25 protein-coding genes and 1 other annotated feature are annotated in these 25,201 nt (G+C 42.5%); of the genes, 24 read left to right on the top strand and 1 reads right to left on the bottom strand.

The genetic code is table 11. The features are described 5' to 3' along the window. Positions 1-61: 61 nt before the first annotated feature. The 14 genes from NQ550_RS13750 to NQ550_RS13685 all read left to right on the top strand — a co-directional run bounded on the left by NQ550_RS13750 (position 62) and on the right by NQ550_RS13685 (position 11,793). Complete coding sequence (locus NQ550_RS13750) at positions 62-466, top strand: ATP-binding cassette domain-containing protein (protein WP_008703961.1); 405 nt, start codon at positions 62-64, stop codon at positions 464-466. Between the two features lie 24 nt (positions 467-490). Continuing rightward, positions 491-1,525, top strand: coding sequence for an alcohol dehydrogenase (locus NQ550_RS13745; RefSeq protein ID WP_020994051.1), 1,035 nt, complete (start codon positions 491-493; stop codon positions 1,523-1,525). Positions 1,526-1,651: 126 nt separating this feature from the next. After that, positions 1,652-2,026, top strand: coding sequence for a class I SAM-dependent methyltransferase (locus NQ550_RS13740; protein ID WP_008703958.1), 375 nt, complete (start codon positions 1,652-1,654; stop codon positions 2,024-2,026). After that, positions 2,016-2,180 (top strand): hypothetical protein, encoded by a 165-nt coding sequence (locus NQ550_RS13735; RefSeq protein ID WP_008703957.1) that lies wholly within the window; start codon positions 2,016-2,018, stop codon positions 2,178-2,180. The genes NQ550_RS13740 and NQ550_RS13735 overlap by 11 nt, the downstream gene beginning before the upstream one ends. Before the next feature lie 28 nt (positions 2,181-2,208). Next, complete coding sequence (locus NQ550_RS13730) at positions 2,209-2,337, top strand: hypothetical protein (protein WP_020994050.1); 129 nt, start codon at positions 2,209-2,211, stop codon at positions 2,335-2,337. Positions 2,338-2,454: 117 nt separating this feature from the next. Continuing rightward, a complete protein-coding gene (locus tag NQ550_RS13725; RefSeq protein ID WP_120062723.1) occupies positions 2,455-3,882 on the top strand; it encodes an IS66 family transposase in 1,428 nt (475 codons plus the stop codon). 234 nt (positions 3,883-4,116) lie between these two features. Next, the gene (locus NQ550_RS13720) at positions 4,117-4,389 is read left to right on the top strand and encodes a hypothetical protein (protein WP_008703953.1); all 273 of its coding nucleotides are present in this window, start codon (positions 4,117-4,119) and stop codon (positions 4,387-4,389) included. A 29-nt stretch (positions 4,390-4,418) separates the two neighbouring features. Further along, the gene (locus NQ550_RS13715; protein WP_020994048.1) at positions 4,419-5,441 is read left to right on the top strand and encodes a transglutaminase domain-containing protein; all 1,023 of its coding nucleotides are present in this window, start codon (positions 4,419-4,421) and stop codon (positions 5,439-5,441) included. A gap of 259 nt (positions 5,442-5,700) precedes the next feature. After that, the gene (locus tag NQ550_RS13710) at positions 5,701-6,342 is read left to right on the top strand and encodes a methylated-DNA--[protein]-cysteine S-methyltransferase (protein WP_025577079.1); all 642 of its coding nucleotides are present in this window, start codon (positions 5,701-5,703) and stop codon (positions 6,340-6,342) included. Between the two features lie 33 nt (positions 6,343-6,375). Beyond that, entirely contained in the window at positions 6,376-6,705 is a 330-nt protein-coding gene (locus NQ550_RS22890; protein ID WP_008703942.1) for an LbetaH domain-containing protein, read from the top strand. Positions 6,706-6,885: 180 nt separating this feature from the next. Then, on the top strand, positions 6,886-8,364 hold the full coding sequence (gene pap, locus NQ550_RS13700) for a polyphosphate:AMP phosphotransferase (RefSeq protein WP_008703941.1): 1,479 nt from the start codon (positions 6,886-6,888) through the stop codon (positions 8,362-8,364). 20 nt (positions 8,365-8,384) lie between these two features. After that, positions 8,385-9,116, top strand: coding sequence for a class I SAM-dependent methyltransferase (locus tag NQ550_RS13695; protein WP_008703940.1), 732 nt, complete (start codon positions 8,385-8,387; stop codon positions 9,114-9,116). Between the two features lie 507 nt (positions 9,117-9,623). After that, complete coding sequence (locus tag NQ550_RS13690) at positions 9,624-10,469, top strand: S8 family peptidase (protein WP_008703939.1); 846 nt, start codon at positions 9,624-9,626, stop codon at positions 10,467-10,469. Between the two features lie 115 nt (positions 10,470-10,584). Next, positions 10,585-11,793, top strand: coding sequence for an NADP-dependent isocitrate dehydrogenase (locus NQ550_RS13685; protein ID WP_008703938.1), 1,209 nt, complete (start codon positions 10,585-10,587; stop codon positions 11,791-11,793). Between the two features lie 116 nt (positions 11,794-11,909). Here NQ550_RS13685 and NQ550_RS13680 read toward each other — a convergent pair whose 3' ends face one another. Beyond that, a complete protein-coding gene (locus NQ550_RS13680) occupies positions 11,910-13,820 on the bottom strand; it encodes an ABC-F family ATP-binding cassette domain-containing protein (RefSeq protein ID WP_008703937.1) in 1,911 nt (636 codons plus the stop codon). A gap of 260 nt (positions 13,821-14,080) precedes the next feature. On the opposite strand from NQ550_RS13680, the gene NQ550_RS13675 reads away from it, so the two are divergent. The 10 genes from NQ550_RS13675 to pheS all read left to right on the top strand — a co-directional run bounded on the left by NQ550_RS13675 (position 14,081) and on the right by pheS (position 25,099). Further along, complete coding sequence (locus NQ550_RS13675) at positions 14,081-14,728, top strand: redox-sensing transcriptional repressor Rex (protein WP_022380002.1); 648 nt, start codon at positions 14,081-14,083, stop codon at positions 14,726-14,728. A gap of 89 nt (positions 14,729-14,817) precedes the next feature. After that, positions 14,818-16,317 carry a bifunctional ADP-dependent NAD(P)H-hydrate dehydratase/NAD(P)H-hydrate epimerase gene (locus NQ550_RS13670; RefSeq protein WP_022380001.1) on the top strand — a complete coding sequence of 500 codons (1,500 nt, stop codon included), beginning with the start codon at positions 14,818-14,820 and terminating at the stop codon, positions 16,315-16,317. A 77-nt stretch (positions 16,318-16,394) separates the two neighbouring features. Next, positions 16,395-17,540: an alanine racemase gene (gene alr, locus NQ550_RS13665; RefSeq protein ID WP_008703932.1), complete on the top strand. Its 1,146-nt coding sequence runs from the start codon at positions 16,395-16,397 to the stop codon at positions 17,538-17,540. 185 nt (positions 17,541-17,725) lie between these two features. After that, positions 17,726-18,073, top strand: a complete 348-nt coding sequence (locus tag NQ550_RS13660; protein WP_020994045.1) for a type II toxin-antitoxin system PemK/MazF family toxin — start codon at positions 17,726-17,728, stop codon at positions 18,071-18,073. 200 nt (positions 18,074-18,273) lie between these two features. Beyond that, the gene (locus NQ550_RS13655) at positions 18,274-19,587 is read left to right on the top strand and encodes a hemolysin family protein (protein ID WP_029676808.1); all 1,314 of its coding nucleotides are present in this window, start codon (positions 18,274-18,276) and stop codon (positions 19,585-19,587) included. 41 nt (positions 19,588-19,628) lie between these two features. Further along, complete coding sequence (locus tag NQ550_RS13650) at positions 19,629-20,360, top strand: YebC/PmpR family DNA-binding transcriptional regulator (RefSeq protein ID WP_008703925.1); 732 nt, start codon at positions 19,629-19,631, stop codon at positions 20,358-20,360. A gap of 110 nt (positions 20,361-20,470) precedes the next feature. After that, on the top strand, positions 20,471-21,223 hold the full coding sequence (locus NQ550_RS13645) for a ClpP family protease (protein WP_022379998.1): 753 nt from the start codon (positions 20,471-20,473) through the stop codon (positions 21,221-21,223). Between the two features lie 100 nt (positions 21,224-21,323). Beyond that, positions 21,324-22,211, top strand: coding sequence for a sulfide/dihydroorotate dehydrogenase-like FAD/NAD-binding protein (locus NQ550_RS13640; protein WP_008703921.1), 888 nt, complete (start codon positions 21,324-21,326; stop codon positions 22,209-22,211). Next, on the top strand, positions 22,211-23,605 hold the full coding sequence (gene gltA / locus NQ550_RS13635; protein ID WP_022379996.1) for an NADPH-dependent glutamate synthase: 1,395 nt from the start codon (positions 22,211-22,213) through the stop codon (positions 23,603-23,605). Before NQ550_RS13640 ends, gltA begins: the two co-directional genes overlap by 1 nt. Positions 23,606-23,664: 59 nt before the next feature. Further along, positions 23,665-23,896, top strand: a binding site (T-box leader). Positions 23,897-24,079: 183 nt separating this feature from the next. Continuing rightward, complete coding sequence (gene pheS, locus NQ550_RS13630; protein WP_025577077.1) at positions 24,080-25,099, top strand: phenylalanine--tRNA ligase subunit alpha; 1,020 nt, start codon at positions 24,080-24,082, stop codon at positions 25,097-25,099. The last annotated feature ends 102 nt before the right edge of the window (positions 25,100-25,201 follow it).

Here is a 25,201-nt window from a genome sequence, read left to right as displayed (position 1 = left end):
GATTTATGGTAATTTTCTTAAATGCGTTATTTGTGAGGTTTGTTACAGGTGGAGAAAAGATATGGATATAAAGGTAGATCATGTCAGTAAAGCATACGGAGAGCAGCAGATACTGAGAGATTTGTGTTGCGTTTTTCCAGAAGGGAAAACCACTTGTATAAGAGGAAGATCCGGATGTGGAAAAACTACACTGATACGGCTTCTTCTGGGGCTGGATATTCCGGATAAGGGAAAAATAGAAGTGATAAGTGACAGGAAGATCAGTGCAGTATTTCAGGAAGATCGCCTGTGCGAAAATCTGAGTGCTGCTTCCAATATAAGACTGGTATGCACAGAAACAATTGATTATATTTTAAAAAAGACCGAGGGAAAGACATTGATCTTTGTTACCCATGAAGAACAGGAAGCAGTTTGGCTAAAGGCAGACAAAACATTAAAATTTATGAAGGATCATCTGATAAAATAATCCGGAAAGTGATGGGATAAAATAATGCAGACTTATACATATGTTTCAAAGGGAAAATTTGAATTAATGGAAAAACCAAAACCAGTACTTACGCATGAACGAGATGCAGTTGTAAAGGTAACGCTTGCAAGTATCTGCTCAAGTGATCTGCACATTAAACACGGAAGTGTTCCCCGTGCAGTTCCTGGTATAACTGTGGGACATGAGATGGTAGGTATTGTTGAATCAGTTGGAAGTGCTGTAACTCATGTAAAACCAGGGGATCGTGTGACTGTAAATGTAGAAACCTTTTGTGGTGAATGTTTTTTCTGTAAAAAAGGTTATGTAAATAACTGTACAGATGAGAATGGCGGATGGGCTCTTGGCTGTCGTATAGATGGTGGTCAGGCAGAATATGTAAGAGTTCCGTTTGCTGACCAGGGACTGAACAAAATTCCGGAAGGAGTTACTGACAGACAGGCTTTGCTGGTAGGAGATGTTCTTGCCACTGGCTATTGGGCTGCACGTATTTCTGAGATCACAGAGGAGGATATTGTGCTGATTATTGGAGCTGGTCCTACAGGGATTTGCACTTTGCTAAGTGTTATGCTGAAAAATCCAAAGTGTATTATTATGTGTGAAAAAGATGAAAACAGAATTCATTTTATTAATGAACATTATCCGGAGGTTCTTACTGTCTCGCCGGAGGAATGCTTTGATTTTGTCCAGGACCATAGTGATCACGGTGGAGCTGATGTAGTTCTTGAGGTTGCGGGAGCGGAATCTACATTTCGTCTGGCATGGGAATGTGCAAGACCAAATGCAACTGTGACAGTGGTTGCACTTTATGATAAGGCTCAGGTACTGCCACTTCCGGATATGTATGGAAAAAATCTCACATTCAAAACAGGTGGAGTGGATGGATGTGATTGTGAGGAAACCCTGAAACTGATCGCAGAAGGTAAGATTAATACAGAACCACTTATCACACATACCTATCCGCTTAGCAGAATCGAAGAAGCATATGAACTTTTTGAAAATAAGAGAGATGGTGTGATCAAAGTAGCGGTAGAGTGTTAGAGCGTGTTTCGAAAACGATGTACTAGCAGGATTGCTGTAGATGAAATGAGCAGGTCTGTGAAAAAAATATCTGGAGCAGTTTCTTTTTTGAAAAAAGGAATTAAGTAATGAGGAGATGACGAAGTCTTGAATAAAGCATATGAACAGGAAATAGAAATGTGGAATCAGGTTTTTAAAGAATGTACACCTGTAGATTTAAGAAAGTTAGATTTGAAAGTGGAAACCATGTTTGATGAAGCTTTAAAACTATTTGCGGAAAAAACAACAAATGTCCTGGATTTTGGATGCGGAACCGGAGATATTTCTACACATAAGGTTCTGGGGATTGATGCCTCAAAAGTGGGTATTCAATTTGCAAATGAAACAGCAAAACTCAGTGAGTATAAAACTGCCACGTTCTTAGAAGGCGGAGAACATATGATAAGTTTCCGGCAGTTCGCTTTTTTCCTGTGTTTCTGCTATACTTTTGTCAGGAAAGAGAGGACGGCTTATGAACATTGATTTAAGAGAAGAACTTAGAAAACGTGATGAACTTCTTGACGGTTATCTCAAGCAGATTGAGATCCAGGAAGAGTTTATCCAGAAGCAGAAAGAAATGATCGAATTTCTGGAAGACCATATTTCAAAGATCACAGATATTATCAGCGGCGTCTGACAGATAAAACTATGCCGGGGGAAAAAGTATGCCTGATGCTTATGACCGTATTACACTCCTGTGCCGCCTGAAAGCTGCACAGACCAGAAATAAAGAACTGGAATCCGGAGAAAGATATGTCCGGCTGAAAGAGCTTCATCAGAAGGAATGCAGGTAATATGGATCCAGGATCCTGGAACTGCAGAAAGAAGCGGCGGATGCCCATAAGGAAACGATACGTGTCCGTAATTACTGGTTCCAGGTACTGGAAGATATGCTTCTGGAGTTTGAAAAAATGCAGAAGAAAACGAAACAGGAGCTCCAGGAGATGGAAAAGCGCGCCCTGAAAGCAGAAAAACAGAGGGATGATGCACTGGATAAGGTAAAAGAACTCCAGCACCAGTTTTATGAAACAGCAGTCAGGCTGGAAGAAGAACAGGGAAAAAATCTGAAACTCCGTGCACAGATAAACCGTGATTATGAAAATTCTTCTATCCCTTCTTCCAAAACACTCCGGAAGAAAAAGATCACGAACAGCAGGGAAAAGACCGGAAGGAAACCCGGAGGCCAGCCAGGCCATAAGGGACACTGCCGCAAAAAACAGGAGCCGACCCGGCCGGCAATCCTTCTCCCGCCTCCGGAAATAGTCCTGGAAGACAATTCTTTTAAAAAGACATCAAAAACGATCATAAAACAACGGGTAGGCATCCGCATGCTCCTGGATGTAACAGAATATCATGCAGATGTTTATTATAGCAGTCAGACGGGAGAACGCGTTCATGCTCCATTTCCGGCCGGAGTCATTGATGATGTGAATTATGACGGCAGCATCCGGGCATTTCTGTTTCTTCTTAACAATGACTGCTGTACATCGATCGATAAGAGCAGACAGTTTCTGTCAGGCCTGACCGGTGGAAAACTGAATATCTCAAAAGGAATGGTGAGCAGACTCAGCAGGGAGTTTGCCTTAAAAACGGAAGCTGAGCGCAGGGCTGCTTATGCAGATATGCTGCTTTCCCCTGTCATGCATACAGACTGTACAAATGGCAGGGAAAACGGAAAGGGCTGCCAGATATATGTCTGCGCAACGCCGGACGGAAAAGCCCTGTATTTTGCCCGTGAGAAAAAAGGGCATGAAGGGGTAAAGGACACGGTCACTGAAGATTACCAGGGGATCCTTGTACACGATCATGACCGGACCTTTTATAATTATGGAACGGATCATCAGGAATGCCTTGCCCATGTGCTGCGCTATCTGAAAGGTAGCATGGATAATGAGCCGGACCGTACCTGGAATAAAGATATGCATTCACTGGTACAGGAAATGATCCATTTCCGGAATGGATTACAGCCGTCTGAGGAACTGGATCCCTGTAAGGTCTCTGAATTCGAAGAAAGATACCGTAAGATACTGGAGACCGCCCGGAAGGAATATGAAAATGTTCCGGCAAACGATTACTATAGAGACGGGTATAATTTATTTCTGAGAATAGAGAAATATATGCAGAACCATCTGCTGTTCCTGCATGATCTCCGGGTACCTGCCACTAATAATGAAGCAGAAAGGCTTCTAAGGAATTATAAGCGGAAACAGGCGCAGGCCGTGACATTCAGAAGTTTCGAGAGCATCGATTACCTCTGCCAATGCATGAGCATGCTTGTTTTGATGCGCTTAGAAGAACCAGAAAATATATTTGACAGAGTGTCCAGGATATTTGGATAAAGAAAACCGATGGCTTTAACTGTTTTTCAGTTTACACCATCGGTTTTCTTAAGTCCAGTTAGCCCTTGAACAGTAACACAATCTTTTTTCCATATCAAATAAGCTCCATGTTCTGATTGCGAATATCAGTTGAAGTATGTTACTATGAGAAAAAACATAGCTATATCATATGATTTTTGATGAAGTAAATCAGATGGCTGGTGACACAGAAACATGATAAGAAAGGCAAAAAACATGGCATCAGAAAGAACAGAAGAACTATACAGGGTTTTGCTCAGCAAGGGCTATCCGAAGGAGCTTTGTGCTGAGATTGCATATAAAAATATGAATACAGATTATACTGCAACCAGAATGCTGGGTTATTTATATCGGTATACAAATCCTAAAATCGAAGATCTGGTAGATGAGATGCTGGCGATTTTAAGTGATCGGGCGCAGATAATAGAGAAAAAGGAATCTGAACATGCGCAGGCAGTGATCAGTGAAATGTACCGGAAGGGATTATAAGTGACGAAGAACTTGGAGATAAGATAACAATGGAGCAATATTATTACAACCATATGAATAAGGCGCAGCAGGCTGCATATCACAGCATTCTTAGCGGTGTGAAAAACCTGGCGGATGAATTTCAGATTCCGGCATTAGAGGGAGAAGAACTTTATAATGTATTTTTTCAGATGCGTCTGGATCATCCGGAGATATTTTGGGTGAGCAGTTATAAATACCGGTATTATAAAGACTCTCCGAATCTGATTTTTATTCCAGAGTATCTTTTTGATAAAAAGAAGATTTGCGAACATCAAAAGGCTATGACTGCCAGAGTTGAGAAGCTGATTCGCCCGGCTCAGAAGCTGTCTGAATGGGAGAAAGAGAAGTATGTGCATGATTTTATCTGTGAAAATATCCGCTATGATAAACTGAAAAAATCATATTCCCATGAAATTATCGGACCGTTGGGGCAAGGCGTTGGTGTTTGTGAGGGAATTGCAAAAGCAGTAAAGGTTTTGTTAGATGCACTGGGAGTCTGGTGTGTGATTGCAATCTGTGGAAATAATCCTGAGAAGGGAATTAAGTATCGCCACACATGGAATATTGTAAAAATAGGAGGTACATATTATCATCTGGATGCGACCTTTGATAATACCCTGGGAAAAGATCGTGAAACTTCTGAAATCCGCTATGATTATTTCAATCTGGATGATTCACAGATTTTCAGGGATCATGAGCCTCTTATTGCGCCGGCGCCTCACTGCGGTGATCATGAGCACTTTTACTATAAGGAGAAGAAGCTTTCTTTTACTAAGAAAGAGGATGTGTATAAACGTTCTTTGCAGGCGGCGAAGAAAGGCAGGGTACTTATTTTTCACTGGAGAGGCGGTTATCTGACAAAGGAAGTATTGAAGGAATTGCTGGAGCTTATCCGGAAAGCAGGAGATGAGAAAGACAAAACAGCAATGGTCAGCATAAACTGGCCGCAGGCAGTTATTCGTGTTCAGTATACGGATATGCAGGTACAGGAGAGTGTGACAATAGAGGAAGCGAATGAAGGGGAAAAATAGATGTAATAAACAGCTTAACTTTTTCCGTGTGAGGATAGAGCTTTTTAAAAGAATGTGATCAGAGTGAGAAAACAGCCGAGATGTGGGACAGGGAATTAAAAGAAATCAGGAAGCAGGAACAGTATAGGAAAGCTATATCATGTATGGAAGAGGAACAGTATGATAAGGCAATAATTTTGTTTGAGGGACTTCCAAGAGATTATGAAGATGTCAGAAATAATTTCAGGGAATAAGGGTGAAATAAATGAATCAAAATTGCATGATTACACGAGAAGCAGCGTTGGAATTCGGTTTATCATTTCAGAATACATATACGGAAAGACCTTTCCGTGATCAGAACTGGCAAGTGGTAAGAGCGAGGGAAAACAAAAAAATTTTTTTATGGATCTATGAACGAAACGGTTATGTTAATCTGAATGTAAAAGCAGATCCGGAGTGGCGTGATTTTTGGCGAAGTGCCTATGAATCTGTACAGGCTGGTTATCATCAGAATAAGGAACATTGGAATACCATTATTCTAAATGGGACGGTACCGGATAAAGATATTAAAAGAATGATATCCGAAAGCTATGATCTCGTAACATACAGCCCGACAAAGAAGATTTATGAGGCAGTGAAGCAAATTCCGAAAGGATGCGTTGCAACTTATGGTCAGGTTGCCGAAATGGCAGGGAATCCGAGAATGTCGAGAGCGGTAGGGAATGCCCTCCATAAGAATCCGGATCCGGGGCATATTCCCTGTTATCGGGTAGTGAATTTCAGAGGAGAACTGTCAGGGGCTTTTGCCTTCGGCGGTAAAGATGTACAGAAAAAGCTACTGGAAGCAGATGGAATTGAGGTTGTCAATGGAACGGTGGATTTAAAAAAATATGGATTGACGCAAAGAGATGATAAACTGTGAGAAAACAGATACGGATGATTACCTTATTATCATTTGAATGCTGCTTTTGATAACGGCCTGAGAAAGGATTACGGAAATTCTGAAATCCGATATGATCATTTTTATTATAAAAAGAAGAAGCTGTCTTTTACCAGACAGGAATTTTGTAATGCTCATCAGCTGGGGGCGGGCAAATCTTTCCGGATCTGCCTGGCAAAGGACTGTATTATAGGTGCAGGAAGCCTGGTTACCAAGAATACTGTGATACCGGATGGTTCTCTGGTAATGGGCAGTCCGGCCAGGATCAAACGAAATCTCACCTGGGAAGAATATTCTGAAAATATTGTGGCTTTAGAAAAAATCCATAGTAATCCCATAAAATAATGCAGTTAAAACAATTCAGTAGTGATATCATACACCTGCTTTACGATAAACAGATTTCATGTTATGATTATTTCAGTTGAATTTGAGATATTCTATTAATGAAAAGGGTAACTATTCAACAGTCTCTGATTGTGAGAGTATTGAACAGTTACGAAGAAAAATAAAAGGAGGATCAATGTTATGCTTACAACATGGACTCCGGCACATATGCCGGAAAAAGAGGAAATCAAAATCCGTCTGCAGACAGCAAGAAGTCAGCTCTATGATTTTCAGATGAAAATCAAGGAACATAAGATCCCGGTAATCGTACTCTTTGAAGGCTGGGGATCTTCCGGCAAGGGAAGTACGATCGGAAAAGTCATTAAGAATATTGATCCGCGTTTCTTTAAGGTTGCCACTATGTCAGCTCCCACAGCAGAAGAACTGAGATATCCATTTCTGTATCGTTATTTTAAACAGATTCCGGAAGCCGGAAAATTTACATTTCTGGATTCCGGCTGGATGGAGCAGACTTGTAAAGACTGTCTGTCGGGCGAGATTGAAGGCGAAGGTTATACACAGCGGATTGACAGCATCCGCCGTTTTGAGCGACAGCTTACAGATAATGGTTATCTGGTGCTGAAATTCTTTATGCAGATTGACAGGGATGAACAGAAGCGGCGTGAAAAATTACTTCTGGATCATAAAGACACCAGATGGCGTGTGTCAGACTTTGATAAATGGCAGAATGAACATTACAAAAAATGTGCAAAAATATTTTCTCAGTATCTGTCTGACACGAATGTTTCCTCTGCACCATGGTACATCATAGATGCCAGTGACAGAAAATGGGCGGAACTTCAGGTGCTGGAGACTATGGTAAGCAATATTGAAGTTGCCATGCAGAATCAGGCACATTCCGTTCCGATTTTGCAGAATGTATTCCCTCTGGAGCAGATTCCCCGTCTGTCGGATATTGATCTGAGAGATAAAACAATGGATGACGAGGAGTACAGGGGAGAACTGAAACAGCTCCAGAGTAAACTGGGGGAACTCCATAATAAACTGTACAGGAGACGTATTCCTGTGATCATCACGTATGAAGGCTGGGATGCGGCAGGCAAAGGAGGTAACATCAAACGTATTACAGAAGCTCTGGATCCCCGGGGCTATGAAGTACATCCAATTGCAAGTCCGGAACCACATGAGAAGGCCAGACATTATTTATGGCGTTTCTGGACAAGACTTCCGAAAAATGGGCATATCGCTATTTTTGACAGAACCTGGTATGGCAGAGTTATGGTAGAACGTCTGGAGGGATTTTGCAGTGAAAATGACTGGAAACGTGCCTACAACGAAATGAATGAGTTTGAGAAAGAACTTAAAGACTGGGGTGCAGTCATTATTAAATTCTGGGTACAGATCGATAAGGATACACAGCTGGAGCGTTTTCAGGAGAGACAGAATAATCCGGAGAAACAATGGAAGATCACAGATGAGGACTGGAGAAACAGAGAGAAATGGGATGCCTATGAAGTGGCCGTAAATGAGATGCTTCAGAAGACAAACACTTCCTTTGCACCATGGCATGTACTGGAATCTGTTGACAAGAAATATGCCCGTATCAAAGCACTCAGAATTGTGATCTCTGAAATAGAAAAAGCATTAAAAGAAAATTAAATTTTGCGGGAAATGTGTAAATGAATGATAAGATAACAGTCTGCCTGGGTAAGGGCGGGCAAAGAGAAATGGCAGAATCTTTTGCCAGAAAGAACAATGTTCCGATTATGGACAAACCGGGAGAACATCTGACAGTAATGTTTGACTCCCGGGGCGTATCACTTACCGGTTATGGCCTGACATATCAGGGAGATTTTGAAGGAATGCTGCACAGAGTCACAAACGGAAGACTTTCCCATGAAATGCTGGTACGTGCGGTCAAAACAGAGGGAGAACATCTGAAAGCAATTGATGCCACTGCAGGTATGGGGGAGGATGGTTTCCTTCTTGCAGCATATGGCTATGAGGTGACATTATACGAACAGAATCCGGTGATCGCCGCACTTTTGAAGGATGCGCTCCGGCGTGCCAGAAAGCATCCCGTATTAAAAGACATTGCTTCCAGAATGAAACTGGTGGAGGGTGACAGTGTGTCATGTATGGAGAAACTTATGGATCCGGTAGATGTGATCTATCTTGATCCCATGTTCCCGAAGAGACAGAAATCCGGTCTGATAAATAAAAAACTTCAGCTGATCCAGAAACTTGAACCTCCATGTTCTGAGGAAAAAGATCTTTTTGATGCAGCTATCAAAGCCGGACCTTCCAGAATTATCGTAAAACGTCCTCTTAAGAGCGTCTGTCTTGATGGAAGAGAGCCTTCTTATATATTAAAAGGAAAAGCAATACGATATGACTGTTATGTGATGTAGAAGGTTTATCAGCACATTGCAGCAGCCCTTTATTTTTGAGGGCTGCTGCAATGTATTTTTTTCCATTCCCGGATAAATTCCATTTGTTCCTGATCGGAGATTTCCTGGGAGGCAGCGTCATTTCCGGCAGCTACACAGCAGAGCAGGACGAAGGTCTGAAAGAGTAAAAATACCAGTATCAATAATAATGCAGTCATAATTTGTCTCCTTAATATTATGCAGATGGTTACAGTTATTTTATGAAATTGCTATAAGGATATTTTCGGGATTTCTGTAACAGATTCTGTATATGCCTGTTGTTTTGCATATCAGAAGTATCTGCATATCATGGAAGCTTTATACATTTTATTTACAGAAAAACGGAGATATGACAGGAGAAACTGTCGGACACAAAAATATAATCTTCCGAATAATTTAAAGTAAGACGCAAATGTTCATTGTCTTTGTAGCGACCTGATGAACAGTTGCGGTAAGATTTCATTATCCAGATGATTCGGAGGATTTTTTATGAAGAATTCAGATGATTCCGGATATACAGGAAAGCACGTGGGTGTGTGTGTTCTGGATACCGGGATTTTTCCTCATATAGATTTTACAGGGAGAATACTTGCGTTTCAAGATTTCATCGGACATCGTATCAGACCTTATGATGATAATTCTCATGGAACCCATGTATGTGGGATCATTGGCGGTGACGGAAGGGCTTCGGAAGGACGGATCAGAGGAATTGCCCCCGGGTGTAGCCTGATAGTTCTGAAGGTGCTCGACAGAACGGGAAATGGCAGGAAAGAAGATGTTTTACAGGCTTTTCGCTGGATCCTGGAGAATAAGAGATATTATGGGATACGTGTAGTGAATATCTCGGTGGGAACAACCTGTAGGAGAGCAGAAGATCACAGAGTTCTGATCGCAGGTGTGGAACAACTTTGGGATGCAGGTCTGGTGGTAGTGGCTGCGGCAGGAAATCAGGGACCGAAGGCAGGAAGTGTGACAGCACCGGGAAGCAGCCGGAAGATTATCACAGTAGGCTCCAGCGATCTGCTTACAGGACGGACTGCCATATCAGGCAGGGGACCTACATTTGAGTGTGTTTGTAAACCGGATCTGGTTGCACCCGGGAATCATGTTCTTGCCTGTGCACCGGGAGCAGATAACGGATATGGAGTGAAGAGTGGTACTTCTATGTCTACACCTCTGGTTGCAGGGGCAGCAGCATTGATGCTTGAGAAGAATCCGGAGCTGACTAATGTTCAGATCAAGATGAAATTGAAAGAAAGTGCCAGGGATATGGGATTGCCAAAGAATCAGCAGGGATGGGGAGAACTGGATCTGGAACGCTTTATGGAACTGTGATCAGTAATCATTTTATTTGGCAAAATATTGCTTTAGTGTATAAAAGCATTGACGAACGGTCTGTTTTCGGCTATCATGATAGTTAACTGGATGAGAGCCAAAGAGGAGGATTAACATGAAAAAAATTCAGATGCAGACACCACTTGTGGAGATGGATGGAGATGAGATGACCAGAATTCTCTGGAAAATAATCAAAGATGAACTTCTTCTTCCGTATATTGATTTGAACACTGAGTATTATGACCTTGGTCTGGAATACAGAAATGAAACGGATGATCAGGTAACTGTTGATGCAGCAGAGGCTACAAAGAAGTACGGCGTAGCAGTGAAATGTGCAACTATCACTCCTAATAAGGCAAGAATGGAAGAGTATACCTTAAAGAAAATGTACAAGAGTCCTAACGGAACGATTCGTGCAATTCTCGACGGAACTGTTTTTCGTGCCCCAATCGTAGTGAAGGGTATTGAACCATGTGTTAAGAACTGGAAGAAACCGATCACCATCGCACGTCATGCCTATGGTGATGTGTATAAGAACACAGAGATGTATATTGACGGTCCCGGAGATGCTTATCTGGTATTTGAAGGTGCAGACGGACAGCAGAGAAAAGAGCTGATCCATCATTATGAGGGACCGGGTGTGCTTCAGGGTATGCACAATCTGGATGATTCTATCACAAGTTTTGCAAGATGCTGTTTTAATTATGCACTGGATACAAAACAGAACCTGTGGCTTGGCGGCAAGGATACGATCTCCAAGATTTATGACGGACGTTTTAAGGAAATCTTTGCAACTATTTATGAAGATGAGTTTAAGGAGAAATTCGAAGCAGCAGGCATTGAATATTTCTACAGCCTGATCGATGATATCGTAGCTCGTGTCATGAAGGCTGAAGGCGGATTTATCTGGGCCTGCAAGAACTATGATGGAGATGTTATGAGCGATATGGTTTCTTCAGCATTTGGTTCTCTGGCTATGATGACATCTGTACTGGTATCTCCACAGGGATATTACGAATATGAAGCTGCTCATGGAACTGTACAGAGACATTATTATCGCTATCTGAAAGGTGAGGAGACATCTACTAACTCTGTAGCAACTATTTTTGCATGGACTGGAGCTCTGAGAAAAAGAGGTGAGCTGGACGGCAATAAAGAATTGATGGAATTTGCTGATAAACTGGAGAAGGCGACTCTGGAGACGATTGAAAGCGGTAAGATGACAAAAGACCTTGCGCTGATCACTTCTCTTGAGGATGTGACAGTACTGAACAGCAAAGATTTCATCCTTGCCATCAGAGAGAGACTGGATGAAATTTTATAATTTCAGAAATTATCCGGTAATGTTTCTATAACATTATAAAGTTCTCCGGGCAGGATCACACTGCAGCGGAGAAACCTGTAAAAAGTTATAAACTGCGAAAATGGGAAGAACCTGCATTATGCAAGTTCTTCCCATTTTTCATATAATCCTTCTAATTCTTCGGTAATGGCGGCTTTCTCTTTGCTGAGTTTCGCACATTCTGCCACATTTGTGCAGATATCCGGGAGAATCATGGTTTCGTCGATCTCTTTATCTCTGGTTTCAAGTTCTTCAATGCGGGCTTCTACTTTTTTTAGTTCATTCTCTCGTTTTCGCTGGCGGGCCTGTTCTTCTTTCTGCTGTTGCCAGGAAAGCTTGTTATCAGAAGCCTGCTTTGCTTCTGTCACAGCCTGAGCGGCAGCCGGAGCATATTTTTCCGTCAGCTCTTCTTTTTTCTCCAGATAATAGTCGTAATCTCCGATATAATTTACAATTGCCTGATTGGTCAGATCCAGGATCCGGGTAGCTGTCTGGTTGATGAAGTAACGGTCGTGGGAAACATAGAATACTGTTCCAGTGTAACTGTTCAATGCCTCTTCAAGAATCTCTTTTGAAGCGATATCCAGATGGTTGGTGGGCTCATCGAGGATCAGAAAGTTTGCTTCGGACAGCATCAGCTTGGCGAGGGAAACACGACCTCTTTCTCCGCCGGACAGAGCGGAGATCAGTTTGAATACATCATCCCCTGTGAAAAGGAATGCTGCCAGCATATTTCGAATTTCTGTTTCCGTAAGTGTGGGATAAGCATCTGAGATTTCCTCAAAAATAGTTTTCTCCATATGAAGAACATGGTGTTCCTGGTCATAGTAGCCAATCTGTACCTTGGAACCAAGAGTAAATCTGCCGCTGTCTGCATCAATCAGCCCATTGATGATCTTTAACATGGTGGTTTTGCCTGTGCCGTTATTGCCAATCAGGGCTACACGTTCTCCACGTTTGATCTCAAAGGAGATGTCACTGAAAAGTGTCTGTCCGGGAAAAGATTTGGAAAGACTTTCCACAGTAAGGACATCATTTCCGCTGACAAATCTTGGTTCCAGGGAAATGCGCATCTGATTCTGAATCTCCTGTGGTTTATCAATGCGCTGGACTTTATCCAGCATTTTCTCGCGGCTTTCCGCACGTTTGATGGATTTCTCGCGGTTAAAGGATTTCAGCTTGGCAATGACTGCTTCCTGATGTTTGATATCCCGCTGCTGGTTCAGGTAGGCTTTGTACTGGGCGTCACGCAGCTGGGCTTTTTTCAGGGCATAGGCAGAATAGTTGCCACTGTACATACGCATATTTCCTGCTTCGATTTCCACAACTTTTGTTACGACTTTGTCAAGAAAGTAACGGTCGTGGGATACGATAAATACAGCACCCGGGTAATTCAGAAGATAGGTTTCCAGCCAGGAAATACTCTCCATATCCAGATGGTTGGTAGGCTCATCCAGAAGAAGAATGTCAGGGCTGGCAAGAAGCAGTTTACCCAGAGCTACGCGGGTTTTCTGGCCGCCTGAAAGAGTTTCTATCTGGCGTTCGAAATCTTCTTCTGTGAAACCAAGACCTTTTAATACACCCATGATCTCACTTTTGTAAGCGTAACCATTTTCCAGTTCAAACTGGTGACTCAGTCTTGTGTAAGTATTCATCAGGCTGTCCAGAGCATCTCCGGTGGTGGTTTTCATTTCCTGTTCCAGAGAGCGCAGACGGTTCTCCATATCAATAATGTGCTGTTTGGTGGAAATCAGTTCTTCGTAAATGGTATGATGGCCATGAATGTCCTGATACTGGGCAAGGTAGCCGATATTTTTATCTTTGGCAAGTACCACGTTTCCTGAATCCGGGGAGAGCTCATGCATAATGATTCGCAGCAGAGTCGTCTTGCCTGCACCGTTATTGCCGATGAGAGCTGCCTTTTCGCGGTCTTCTATATGGAAACTGGCATCCTTGAGAATGATTTTTTCGCCAAAGGATTTACAGATATTCTGACATGATAAAATCATAGGAATTCCTCCGTTTGTAATTTGTCCGCGTACTATTATAATCGAAAATGCCTGTTTTTGAAAGCATTTTAAGAGATTTTGTCCAGAGAAAAGAAAGCACCGGATGGATGCATGGAAGAAAATATGATATTCCGGGGAATTTTTCAGAATGAAATTGATAAAAAAATACAGAAATATTTGGTCAAAAAGTACAAATTTAATTTGACAATAAAATAACATCTGGGTATAATTGACATAGATAAGCTAAGGAGGGAAAATTTGTGGAAGCTAAGGAAATTTCGAAAGCGGTAATCAAGCGTCTGCCGCGGTACTACCGCTACCTCGGTGAATTGATGGAGGAGAATGTAGAGCGTATATCTTCAAATGATCTTAGCAAGAAGATGCATGTGACGGCTTCCCAGATTCGTCAGGACTTAAATAATTTCGGTGGTTTTGGTCAGCAGGGTTACGGCTATAATGTACGCTATTTGTATACAGAAATCGGTAAGATCCTTGGGCTGGATACTGTACATCCGATGATTATTCTGGGTGCCGGTAATCTGGGACAGGCATTGGCCAATTATGTGGATTTTGAAAAGCGCGGATTTAAGCTGGTTGGTATTTTTGACGTCAATCCTGTACTTGAGGGGATTGCAGTTCGTGGAATTGAGATTCAGATGTTGAGCGATCTTCCTTTGTTTCTGAAGGAGAATGAGGTTGAGATCGCGATCCTGACTCTTCCTAAAAACAAAGCCAAAGAGATGGCAAAGATTTTAATTGATAATGGAATTAAGGCAATCTGGAATTTTGCACATATTGATCTGGATGCCCCGGAGGATGTAATGGTAGAGAACGTACATCTTTCAGAGAGTCTTATGACTTTGTCCTATAACCTGAGTGAGTACAGAAAGGAACATGAAGGTATGTAAGGGATAACTGTGAAACACAAGGCTGTGGTCATCTGATCACAGCTTTTCTCTTGTATGTAAATGTGTTATTGTAAACAGGAGGTGAACAGATGAGAGAGATTGTAACTGCTGTTGAGATGAAAGAACTGGATCATAATACGATTCAGAAAGCCGGGATATCGTCTCCGGTACTTATGGAGAGGGCGGCATTAAAGACGGTTGAGGAGATTGTACAGAGATTAAAGAATAAAGAAAAAGAGAAAATCCTTGTGGTCTGCGGAACCGGCAACAATGGCGGAGACGGATTGGCGATTGCCAGACTGCTTCAGTTGAGAGGAGTCAGAACCTGGTATTATATTGCGGGTAAGGAAGAGAAAATGACTGCTGAAACTGCCGGACAGCTTAAAACAGCAGAATATTATCAGGTGCCCCGGGTGCATAACCTGGATCTGGATGAATATACTACTATAGTAGATGCCATCTTTGGGGTTGGACTGAGCAGACCTGTAGAGGGAAAATATGCAGAGCTTATCAGTACAATGAACCGGGCATCTGCGTATAAAGTAGCTGTGGATATTCCATCCGGGATTGACTCAGATACCGGATTTGAGAAGGGGATTGCATTCCGGGCAGATCTTACGGTTACCTTTGCTTTTCGCAAAAGAGGGCTGTGTTTTTATCCCGGACGCATGTATGGCGGTGAGATCGTTGTTACGGATATCGGAATCTATTCCATACCCGGAAAGAAAATCTGTATGCATCATCTGGAACGTGAAGATTTGAAAATGCTTCCGGAGAGAGTTCCCTATGGAAATAAAGGAACCTTCGGTAAGGTTCTTCTTATAGCTGGCAGCGAAGGAATGTGCGGAGCTGCATATCTGAGTGCAGCAGCTGCTCTGAAAAGCTCTGCGGGAATGGTGAGAATTCAGACCGTGGAGGCCAACAGGATTCCGTTGCAGACACTGTTGCCGGAAGCCATGATCACCTGTGATTTTGATGAGAAAAAAAACCAGGCAATGCTTGACTGGTGTGATGTGCTTGTGATAGGACCGGGTCTTGGAACTGGAGCGCAGAGCAGGGAAAGAGCTCAGTGGTTCCTGGCGAAGGCAGCTGAGTGTAAAAAAACAGTAATTCTGGATGCAGATGGCCTGAATCTTCTGTCAGTCCATGACAACTGGAAGTGTTTTATCGGGGAACATGTGATCCTGACACCTCATATTGGTGAGATGAGTCGTCTGTGCGGAAAAGAAATCGGTAAGATCCAGGATTGTCTGGCACAGACTGCAGCTGATTATGCAAAGGAGTCTGGAGCGGTTTGCGTTCTGAAGGATGCCTGTACTGTGGTGGCAGATGCTTTTGGAGATATGTATTTGAACATTTCGGGTAATGCAGGAATGGCTACAGCGGGAAGTGGAGATGTGTTAAGTGGTGTGCTTGCCGGTATACAGTGTATGTACCTGGCAGCAGAAAAGAAATTTTCTCCTGTTATGCTGGCTGCACTTGGTGTATATGTGCATGGGCTGGCAGGTGATCTGGCTGCTGAAACAGTAGGGCAGCGAGGGATGACCGCAGGAGATATCATCTGTTTTCTGCCGGAAATACTAAGATAGAATATTCATTTTGAGGCAGTAAATCTGTGAAACAATTTGCAGATATTAACATGAAAAAATAACAGAGGAAAATTATTATGAAGAAAGATAGCAGAGTAAAAGCAGTCATTTCACTGGATGCAGTAGAACATAATTTCCGGGAAATGAGAAAAAATATTGCAGAAGAGACAAAGATGATCGCAGTCATAAAGGCTGACGCTTATGGACATGGCGCGGTGCCGGTTGCACATCTCATTGAGGATTATGATTATATCTGGGGATTTGCGGCTGCAACTGCGGAAGAAGCGATTCATCTGCGAGAAGCCGGGATTACAAAACCAATCCTGATCCTTGGAATTGTTTTTGATGAATATTTTCCGGAACTTGTCCGTTATGAGATCCGTCCTGCAGTGTGCGAATATGAGGAGGCAAGGAAACTTTCAGACGAAGCGGTTCTGCAGAAAAAAACTGTACATATTCATATTGCTCTGGACACAGGAATGACCAGGATCGGTTTTGCGGATGCACAGGAAAATGTAGAGGAAATTAAAAAAATTTCAGAACTTCCAAATCTTGAGATTGAGGGTATGTTTACTCATTTTGCAAGAGCAGATGAGTATGACAGAAGTCCGGCTATGGTACAATTGGAGCGGTATCTGGATTTTTCAAGACGCGTAGAAGAGGCAGGAGTGGAAATTCCTCTGCATCACTGTTCTAACAGTGCGGGCATCATACGTATGCCGGAAGCAAATCTGAATATTGTCCGTGCCGGAATCACAATTTATGGAATTTATCCTTCTTCTGAGGTGGAGAGAGATATTGTAAAGCTTGAGCCGGTTATGGAACTTAAGAGTCATGTGACTTATGTGAAGGACGTTCCTGCCGGAGCAGCGATCAGCTACGGCGGTACTTATGTGGCTGACAGGAAGCTTCGTGTGGCAACTGTTCCGGTGGGCTATGCAGACGGCTATTCCAGGCAGCTTTCCAATAAAGGCTGGGTTCTGATACATGGACAAAAGGCTCCGATCCTTGGCAGAGTCTGTATGGACCAGTTTATGGTAGATGTGACTGAGATTGGTGATGTGAAGAAGGGCGATGAGGTAACACTGATCGGCAGAGACGGGGATGAGTTTATCGGTATTGAGGAGATTGGTGATCTCTGTGGCAGATTTTCCTATGAGTTTGCCTGTGATATCAGCCCGCGTGTGCCGAGAGTCTATATTAAAAACGGGAAAGAAATATAATGTTACTGTTTGCTGAATAGAGACGAAGTGAGCGATAACTGATTTTTATATACCACGCATGTATACACAAGAAAAAGGTGGAAATACTTTATCTTAACCGGACAGGAAATATCCGGCTGATAACAAGGTTTCTTCTTATGGCAATGTTGTAAATTGAAACCGGAAAGAATCGGAGTGTGAATTGTGTGGTAATTAAAAGAGGGGATATATTTTATGCTGATCTTCGCCCTGTAGTGGGGAGTGAACAGGGTGGAATCCGGCCGGTTCTGATCATTCAGAATAACGTAGGTAACCGGCACAGCCCTACAGTGATCTGTGCTGCTATTACATCAAAAATGAACAAGGCTAAGCTTCCTACACATATTGAGATCAATGCGGAACTCTATGGGATTGAAAAAGATTCTGTGATTTTGCTGGAACAGCTTCGTACTATAGATAAAAGAAGATTAAAAGATAAAGTCTGTCATCTGGATGATGCGATGCTGGATAAGGTGAATCATGCACTTGAGATCAGTCTGGAGCTTACGTTCTGATTTTACTTTTTAAGGGATATATCATCTGATCCGGTATTGCGATTTTTTGGCTTGCATGTCTCGGATAGTAGTGCGTGAACAATAAATGAACAGTAATTTTTGGTATCTCTGTCCGGTCAGTATCTTGACGATTAATGGAGAAAGTGATATATTTTACCAGTAATTACGCATATTCAATAAGGAGGAGACTGAATAATATAATGGAAGATGGCAGTAGTATGCCCCTCTGGGGCTTATTTGTTTTACTGTTACTGTTGTGGCTGAATGGAATCTTTTACGGGTTTGCCGCAGCGCTGAGAAACATAAGTGAGAATGATACACAGAAGAAAGCAGAGGAAGGCGATAAAAAAGCACAGATGCTGATGACTCTGATCGACAAACCGGCGCAGTTTGTCAATGTAATTCCGCTGATCGTAATGGCATGTGGTATTTGTTTTGGTACTTTTCTGGTCCCATATGCTGTGGATGCATTTTATCCATACATAAAGCATGTGCCTGCACTGATCCTGGTAATGGCATTGTGCGTGATTTTTCTTGCTGCAATCGGTATTCTGGCTTTTCGGCGGGTTGGTACTTATCATCCTGAAGCTTATGCATATAAGTATCTGAACCTGGTACATTTCTGGCTGAATCTGTTAAAGCCTTTTACTGTATTTGTCACCTGGATCGCCAGACTGGCAGCAGTGCCTTTTGGTGTGGAGATAAACCGTACAGAAAAGTCTGTCACAGAAGAGGAAATCATTTCCATTGTAGATGAAGCTCATGAACAGGGCGTCATCCAGGAGAATGAGGCGGAAATGATCCAGAATATCATATCTTTTAATGAGACAGAAGCCCATGATATCATGACTCACAGAAAGAATGTGGTGGCCTTTGACGAGGAGATATTGCTCAAGAACATGATTGACACTATGCTGGAAGAGGGGAATTCCCGTTATCCGGTATATGAGGAGAATATTGACAATATCAAAGGAATTGTCCATTATAAAGATGCGCTTAAGTTTATGACACAGAATCCCTGGGCGAAGTTCAAACCGTTGAAGGAACTGCCCGGAATTATCCGCCAGGCATCCCTGATTCCTGAAACAAGGGGGATTGGAGATCTTTTTCATACTATGCAGGCCAGAAAGATCCATATGGCAATTGTTGTGGATGAATATGGCCAGACAGCCGGGATCGTTACCATGGAGGATATTCTGGAGGAGATTGTCGGAGATATTCTGGATGAATATGATGAGGATGAAATTACGATCCGCGCACAGAAAGATAACAGTCTGATCATTGACGGGCTTGCTTATCTGGAGGATGTGGAAGAAGAGTTGGATGCAGATTTTGGGGATACAGAGTTTGAAACACTGAACGGTTATCTGACCAATATTCTGGGACATATTCCTACAGATAAGGATGTTGATACAAGCATAAAAGCGATTGGATACTGCTTTACGATCTTGTCTATTGGTAATAAAACCATTGGCAAGGTTAAGGTGGAGCGGGATAATAATGTTGCTGTATAAACAGCAGCAGATAAAAATAATTAACAAAAGGAGAAAGAAAGATGTCAGGACATTCAAAATTTGCAAACATTAAGCATAAGAAAGAGAAAAACGATGCAAAAAAAGGTAAGATTTTTACAGTAATCGGACGTGAGCTGGTTATGGCTGTCAAAGCAGGCGGTCCGGATCCGAATAATAACAGCAAACTTCGTGATGTAATTGCCAAAGCGAAAGCAAACAACATGCCAAACGATACAATTGAACGTGGTATCAAAAAAGCAGCAGGTGCTGATTCTGCAGATAACTACGAGAAAGCTGTATATGAAGGATATGGTCCGAACGGTGTTGCTATCATTGTTGAGACTCTGACAGACAACAAGAACCGTACAGCAGGTAATGTACGTAATGCATTTACAAAGGGTAACGGAAGCATCGGAACTCAGGGATGTGTATCCTATATGTTTGATCAGAAAGGTCAGATCATTATTGACAAAGAAGAGTGTGAGATGGATGCAGACGAGATTATGATGCTTGCTCTGGATGCCGGTGCTGAGGACTTCAGCGAGGAAGAGGACAGTTATGAGATTCTCACTGCTCCGGATGATTTCAGTGCAGTTCGCGAAGCTCTGGAAAAAGCAGGTCTGCCTATTGCAGAAGCACAGGTTGCCATGATTCCTCAGACTTATGTGGAGCTTACAGATGAGCAGGCACTCAAGGATCTTCAGAGAACTCTGGATCTTCTGGATGATGACGATGATGTCACAGATTACTGGACAAACTGGGATGAGCAGTAAAATACCGCAGGTATATTGAGACTGCCTGTTTTGGGTTATTGCTGTCGGACATGTATAGTTTATAAAAGAAACACACATAATACCTCCATAGAGAAAATGGAGGTATTTTTATGTCTGAAAACAGATATGGAGAAAAAAGAGAAGAGTCTGAAACAGGGATGAAGCTGCAAAACTGTGAGACACAGGAGTCAGAAAATAAAGTTCAGGAAAGTACCAATGAGCAGATCAAAGATATGGGACAGGTGGTTTTAAACAGCAATTCCCGAAAACACAAGGTAGAGCTTCTGACCATCATTGGTGAGGTGGAAGGTCATGAGTCTGCACCCTCCCATTCCAAAACTACAAAATATGAGCATGTACTTCCAAAGCTTGCCATCATTGAGGATGATGAAGAAATAGAAGGATTGCTGATCCTTTTAAACACAGTGGGAGGAGATGTGGAGGCTGGGCTTGCCATTGCAGAGATGATTGCCTCATTAAGTATACCAACAGTGTCACTGGTTCTGGGCGGCGGACATTCTATCGGAGTTCCGATGGCCGTATCTGCGGACTATTCTTTCGCAGTACCAAGTGCTACGATGGTGATCCATCCGGTACGTTCCAATGGTATGTTTATCGGAGTGGCTCAGACTTACCGGAATATGGAGAAAATTCAGGACCGTATCACTACATTTATTTCCGAACACTCCAGAGCATCTCAGAAACGTCTGGAAGAGCTGATGCTTGATACTTCTCAGCTGGTAAAAGATGTAGGAACCATGCTGGAAGGAAAAGAGGCGGTAAAAGAAGGGCTGATCGATGAGGTTGGCGGTATTAAGGAAGCGTTGGCAAAATTATATGAAATGATAGAAAAAGAGTGTTAAAAGTGAAAAAAATCTTATATATGCTACAAATCAACCCTTGCCATATGTCAGATTTTGGCGTATTATTAATAGAGGTTTATTATTTGCGAGGAGGAAAACCATGTATAAGATTTTAAAAGCTGAAACACTGGCAGCTAAGATCCATCTTATGGTTGTACACGCACCGCGTGTTGCAAGCCATTGTCAGCCAGGACAATTTATTATCGTTAAGTTAGATGAGAAGGGTGAGAGAATCCCTCTTACTATCTGTGATTATGATCGTGAAGAAGGTACGATCACAATCGTATTCCAGGAGATTGGTGTATCTACCATCAAGATGGCAGAATTAAAAGCAGGAGATGCATTCCGCGATTTCGTAGGACCTCTTGGATGTCCTTCTGAATTTGTTGAGGAAGATATCGAAGAATTAAAGAAAAAGAAAATGGTATTTGTTGCCGGCGGGGTTGGTACAGCCCCTGTTTACCCACAGGTAAAATGGCTCCATGAACATGGAATCACAGCAGATGTTATTCTTGGTGCAAAAACTAAGGATATGGTTATCCTTGAGAAAGAACTGGGAGAAGTTTCCAATCTTTATGTTACTACAGATGACGGTTCCTATGGCCGTGCAGGTATGGTTACCAAGACTCTTGAGGATCTGGTAACAAATGAAGGCAAACATTACGATGTCTGTGTAGCGATCGGACCGATGATCATGATGAAATTTGTCTGTCTTCTTACCAAGAAGCTTGGCATTCATACAATTGTCAGCATGAACCCGATCATGGTTGACGGAACAGGTATGTGTGGCGCATGCCGTCTTCAGGTTGGCGATGAGATTAAGTTTGCATGTGTAGACGGACCGGAATTCGACGGACATCTCGTTGATTTCGACCAGGCTATGAAGAGAAGCCAGATGTATAAGACTGAAGAGGGACGTGCATTACTGAAACTTCAGGAAGGTGATACCCATCATGGCGGATGTGGACATTGTGGAGGTGACAAGTAATGGCAGATGCAAAGATGTTAAAGAAAGTTCCTGTAAGAGAACAGGATCCAAAGGTGCGTGCAACAAACTTTGAAGAAGTTTGTCTTGGATACAATCAGGAAGAAGCAATGGAAGAAGCACAGAGATGCTTAGGCTGTAAGAAACCGAAATGTGTGGAAGGCTGTCCTGTATCCATTAATATTCCTGGATTTATTGAAGAGATTAAAGAGGGAAAGATCGAAGAAGCATACAAAGTGATCGGATTATCCTCCGCACTTCCGGCTATCTGTGGACGTGTATGTCCTCAGGAATCCCAGTGTGAGGGTAAATGTATCCGCGGAGTCAAAGGTGAAGCTGTTTCTATCGGTAAGCTGGAGAGATTTGTTGCTGATTATGCTCTGGAACATGATATCAAACCTGTTGGAGCAGAAGTTAAGAACGGACATAAAGTTGCAGTGATCGGTTCCGGTCCTTCCGGACTTACCTGTGCAGGTGATCTTGCAAAAGCTGGTTATGATGTAACTGTATTTGAAGCTCTTCATGAACTTGGAGGTGTTCTTGTTTACGGTATTCCGGAGTTCCGTCTTCCGAAACAGAAAGTTGTTAAGAAAGAAATTGAAAAAGTTAAAGAATTAGGTGTTAAATTCGAGACTAATGTTGTTATCGGTAAATCCACAACAATCGATCAGCTGATCGAGGACGAAGGATTTGAAGCTGTATTTATCGGATCAGGTGCCGGACTTCCAATGTTCATGGGTATCCCGGGTGAGAATGCAAGCGGTGTATTCTCTGCCAACGAATATCTTACAAGAAGCAACCTGATGAAAGCTTTTGATGATTCTTATGATACACCGATCGCAGCAGGAAAGAAAGTAGCAGTTGTAGGCGGTGGTAATGTTGCTATGGATGCTGCCAGAACAGCTTTAAGACTTGGTGCTGAAGTACATATCGTATACAGAAGAAGTGAAGCAGAGCTTCCTGCACGAGCAGAGGAAGTTCATCACGCAAAAGAAGAGGGAATCATCTTTGATCTTCTTACTAACCCGAAGGAAATCCTTGTAGATGAGAACGGTCATGTAAAAGGTATGAAGGTTGTCAAGATGGAACTTGGTGAGCCGGATGCTTCCGGAAGACGTCGTCCGGTTGAAATTCCGGGATCTGAATATGACATGGATGTAGATACAGTTATCATGTCTCTTGGTACTTCCCCGAACCCTCTTATCTCTTCTACAACAAAAGGTCTTGAAGTCAATAAGAGAAGATGTATCATTGCTGAAGAAGAAACAGGTAAGACATCTAAAGATGGTGTATATGCCGGCGGTGATGCTGTTACAGGTGCAGCTACTGTTATCCTTGCCATGGGTGCAGGTAAAGCTGGTGCCAAAGGTATCGATGAATATCTTAAAAATAAATAATGTAAATGGTACTTGACAGATTTTGACGTCTGTGGCATGATTACTAGTGTTGATAATCATGAAAAGCTTAGAAGGTGTTTACAGGGATTTATTTTCCGTCAGAGAGAGGAAGCCATCGGCTGGAAGCTGCCTCAGGTTCAGATATTTCCTGAATTTCCCACCGGAGCCGCATTTCTGAATGACAGTATTTACTGAGTAGGAAATGACGTTACTGCGCGTTAAGCAGACCGAGAGCCTGTAGAAAATGCAGGAAGCAGGGTGGTACCGCGGATATTTTGCTCCGTCCCTTTAGTGGGACGGAGTTTTTTGTTTGCCAATTCTGCTATTATAACATGAATTGCGAGAACTGCTTTTGCAACGGAGCGATTTGTGGCTATCAAGTCAGAGTCAGATTTTACGTTACTGTTCATTCTGTTCTCAGTAACGATTTTTCTTCTCTGACATTATGACATAAAGGAGAAAGAGAACATGGATATGAAAGAAAGACTTCAGGAACTGGCTGAAGCAGCCGGAAAACGGATCAGTAAATCCGAAGGTCTGGAAAAACTGAACGAAGTACGTGTGGCATACCTTGGTAAAAAAGGTGAATTGACTGCAATTTTAAAGAGTATGAAAGATGTTGCACCGGAAGAGCGCCCGAAGGTTGGACAGCTTGTAAACGAAACAAGAAGCAAGATAGAAGCACTTCTTGATGAATCTAAACAGAAACTGGAAGAAGCAGCACGTGAAGAGAAGATGAAACAGGAAGTGATTGATGTGACTTTACCTGCAAAGAAAGCTAAAATCGGTCACCGTCACCCGAACACCATCGCCCTGGAAGAAGTAGAGCGTATCTTTATTGGTATGGGTTATGAAGTAGTAGAGGGACCGGAGGTAGAGTATGCGGATTACAACTTTACTAAACTGAATATTCCGGAAAATCATCCGGCACGTGATGAACAGGATACTTTCTTTATCAACGATTCTATCCTTCTTCGTTCCCAGACTTCACCGGTTCAGGCACGTACTATGGAGAAAGGAAAGCTGCCGATTCGTATGATCGCACCTGGTCGTGTATTCCGTTCAGATGAAGTAGATGCAACACATTCTCCTTCTTTCCATCAGATCGAAGGTCTTGTTATTGACAAGAACATCACTTTTGCAGATCTTAAGGGAACTTTGCAGGAGTTTGCACAGGAATTATTCGGACCTGAGACAAAAACTAAGTTCAGACCACATCACTTCCCGTTCACAGAGCCAAGCGCAGAGGTGGATGTATCCTGTTTCAAGTGTGGTGGTAAAGGCTGCCGTTTCTGTAAAGGTTCCGGCTGGATTGAAATCCTTGGCTGCGGTATGGTTCATCCGAATGTATTAAGCATGTGCGGAATTGATCCGGAAGAATACACAGGATTCGCATTTGGCGTAGGTCTTGAACGTATTGCACTTCTGAAATATGAGATTGATGACATGAGACTGCTCTATGAGAATGATATCCGTTTCCTGAAACAGTTCTGATGAAATGACTGTCTGAAATAACAGAGCTATGCAGCCAAGAGGAAATTTCTGTCCGGGAAAGCTGCTATAAGTCTGAGCTATAATATAGAAAGAGGATTAACA

Origin of the sequence: Blautia wexlerae DSM 19850 (assembly GCF_025148125.1) — a bacterium.
Taxonomy (GTDB): domain Bacteria; phylum Bacillota; class Clostridia; order Lachnospirales; family Lachnospiraceae; genus Blautia_A; species Blautia_A wexlerae.
This window is presented reverse-complemented; position numbering and strand designations above follow the sequence as displayed.